Below are 2,630 nucleotides of genomic sequence, written 5' to 3'. Positions count from 1 at the left end.
TATGAACCGCAACCTGGCGATGTTCGGCGTCCTGGCTGCCGTACTGGCGATGATGATGATCGCACCAAACGAGGCGCATGCCTCGGTGGGTACTGGTGGCTCGCTGCCGTATGAGAGCTGGTTGAGCAACCTGCAAGCGTCGGTCACGGGGCCGGTGGCATTCGCGCTGGCCATCATCGGCATTGTCGTCGCCGGCGGCATCCTGATCTTCGGTGGCGAACTCAACGCCTTCTTTCGCACGATCATTTTCATCGTGCTGGTCATGGCGCTGATCATTGGCGCGCAAAACATGATGAGCAACTTCTTCGGTCGCGGCGCGGTAATTGCCAGCCCTGAGCAGGCGCAAGCGCAAGGCGAAGCGCAGACCGAGCAAGCCGTGCTGGTCAAGGAAGGGGCGCGCAAGTAATGACCTTGCGAGCGATCCCCATTCGTAGAGCTGGCAACCGGGAAAACCTGTTCATGGGCGGGGATCGTGAGATGGTCATGTTCTCCGGCCTGATGGCCTTCGCGATGGTATTCAGCGCGCAGGAAGTCAGGGCAACCCTGTTCGGCCTTGTGCTGTGGTTCGGAGCCCTGTACGGGCTTCGGGTCATAGCCAAGGCCGACCCGGCTATGCGGCACGTTTATTTGAGACATCGACTGTACAAAGCCTACTACCCGCCACGGAGTACGCCGTGGCGGGTAAATACGGGCGGTCAAGGGAAGCGATACAGATGACGGACATTATAAATATTCAGACTATCAGCTACCTCGTATCTGGCATGGGCATCGTCATGTTGGTGCTGTTGTTCGGGCGCATTCAGTCGGTGGACGCCGGCAACCGGCTGAAGAAGCATCGATCGACGGACGAGGGCCTGGCGGACCTGCTGAATTACGCGGCGGTTGTTGACGACGGTGTGATCGTCGGCAAGAACGGCTCGTTCATGGCCGCCTGGATTTATCGCGGTGATGACAACGCCAGCAGCACGGACGAGCAGCGCAACATGGTGTCGTACCGAATCAACCAGGCGCTGGCCGGACTCGGGAGCGGTTGGATGGTACATGTCGATGCCGTGAGGCGACCGGCACCCAATTACTCCAAGCCCGGATTGAGCCATTTCCCGGATCGGGTATCGGCGGCTATCGATGAAGAGCGTCGGCGGTATTTCGAGGGCATGGGAACCATGTATGAAGGTTACTTTGTGGTAACGCTCACCTGGTTCCCGCCGCTACTGGCACAACGCAAATTCGTGGAACTGATGTTCGAGGACGATGCGCCGAAGACAAGCCGCAAGGCGCAGACAAAAGGCTTGATCGATCAGTTCAAGCGCGAGATCAGGAACGTGGAAACACGGCTCTCCACCGTGCTGAACATGACCCGGCTCAAGGGTCATAAGGTGGTGCATGAGAATGGCCGAAACGTCACGTTCGATGATTTTCTTTCGTGGCTGAACTTCTGTATCAGCGGCACCGACCAGCCGATCATGCTGCCCTCGAACCCGATGTACATCGACAGCCTGATCGGCGGAAAGGAGATGTGGGGCGGGGTAGTGCCCAGGATCGGCAAGAAGTTCGTGCAGACGGTGGCCATCGAGGGCTTTCCGTTGGAATCGACGCCAGGGATATTGAGTGCGCTGGCGGAGCTGCCTTGCGAATATCGCTGGTCTACGCGCTTCATCTTCCTGGATACCCATGAAGCCGTTAAGCACCTGGAAAAGTTTCGCGGTAAGTGGAAACAGAAAGTGCGCGGCTTCTTCGACCAGGTGTTCAACACGAATTCCGGAAGAATCGACCAGGACGCGCTGAACATGGTCAACGACGCAGATGCGGCGCTGGCGGAGATTAATAGTCGAATGGTCGCGGCGGGGTATTACACCAGCGTCGTCGTCCTGATGGACGAGGATCGGGGCCGGCTGAATCGGTCGGCGACGATGATCACCAAGGCGATAGAGGCGCAAGGATTCGTATCGCGTGTTGAATCGATCAACACGCTGGAAGCGTTTTTCGGCAGTTTGCCGGGGCATGGCGTGGAGAATGTCCGCAGGCCGATTCTCAACACCATGAATCTCGCCGACCTGCTGCCGACCAGCGCGATATGGACCGGCGAGGAGAACGCGCCTTGTCCGTTCTATCCGCCGATGGCGCCAGCACTGATGCACTGTGTCACGCACGGTTCCACGCCGTTCCGATTAAACCTGCATGTGCGCGACCTTGGGCATACAGCGATCTTCGGACCAACCGGCGCGGGTAAATCGACACTGCTGGCCATATTGGAGACGCAGCTCAAGCGCTATGAAGGGATGTCGGTGTATGCCTTCGACAAAGGCAATTCGATGTACGCGCTGACCAAGGCAACAGGCGGGAAACACTTTGACGTGGCGGCCGATGGCGAAACGCTGGCGTTCTGCCCCTTGCAGTTTCTGGAAACAAAAGGGGACAGAGCCTGGTCGATGGAGTGGATCGACACGATCCTGAAGCTCAACGGCGTAGAGACGACGCCGGCGCAGCGAAACGAAATCGGACACGCCATCGTGAGCATGCACGAAAGCGGGGCCAGAACGCTATCGGAGTTCTCTACCACGATACAGGACCTGGCGATCAGGGAAGCGATCAGGCAATACACGGTAGACGGCTCGATGGGCCATCTCCTC

At 58.3% G+C, this 2,630-nt stretch carries 3 protein-coding genes; all 3 read left to right on the top strand.

The annotated features are described in order from the left end of the window. Nucleotide 1 precedes the first annotated feature (1 nt). Nucleotides 2-406 (top strand): conjugal transfer system pilin TrbC, encoded by a 405-nt coding sequence (gene trbC, locus ACOCD2_RS16415; protein WP_293672706.1) that lies wholly within the window; start codon nt 2-4, stop codon nt 404-406. Beyond that, nucleotides 406-717: a conjugal transfer protein TrbD gene (locus ACOCD2_RS16410; RefSeq protein WP_293646564.1), complete on the top strand. Its 312-nt coding sequence runs from the start codon at nt 406-408 to the stop codon at nt 715-717. The genes trbC and ACOCD2_RS16410 overlap by 1 nt, the downstream gene beginning before the upstream one ends. After that, nucleotides 714-2,630: conjugal transfer protein TrbE (locus ACOCD2_RS16405; protein ID WP_419588498.1), on the top strand; the 1,917-nt coding region annotated here is incomplete at its 3' end. The genes ACOCD2_RS16410 and ACOCD2_RS16405, both read left to right, overlap by 4 nt.

This window comes from Thiolapillus sp., from assembly GCF_048562965.1.
In the GTDB taxonomy this organism is placed as follows: Bacteria; Pseudomonadota; Gammaproteobacteria; order Chromatiales; family Chromatiaceae; genus Thiolapillus; species Thiolapillus brandeum_A.
Note: the sequence above shows the minus strand (reverse complement) of the source record. Positions and strands in the feature narration are given on the sequence as shown.

Excerpts from the sequence above, each read along its gene's own strand:
- trbC (WP_293672706.1), top strand. The coding sequence starts at position 2 with ATGAACCGCAACCTGGCGATGTTCGGCGTCCTGGCTGCCGTACTGGCG.
- ACOCD2_RS16410 (WP_293646564.1), top strand. The coding sequence starts at position 406 with ATGACCTTGCGAGCGATCCCCATTCGTAGAGCTGGCAACCGGGAAAAC.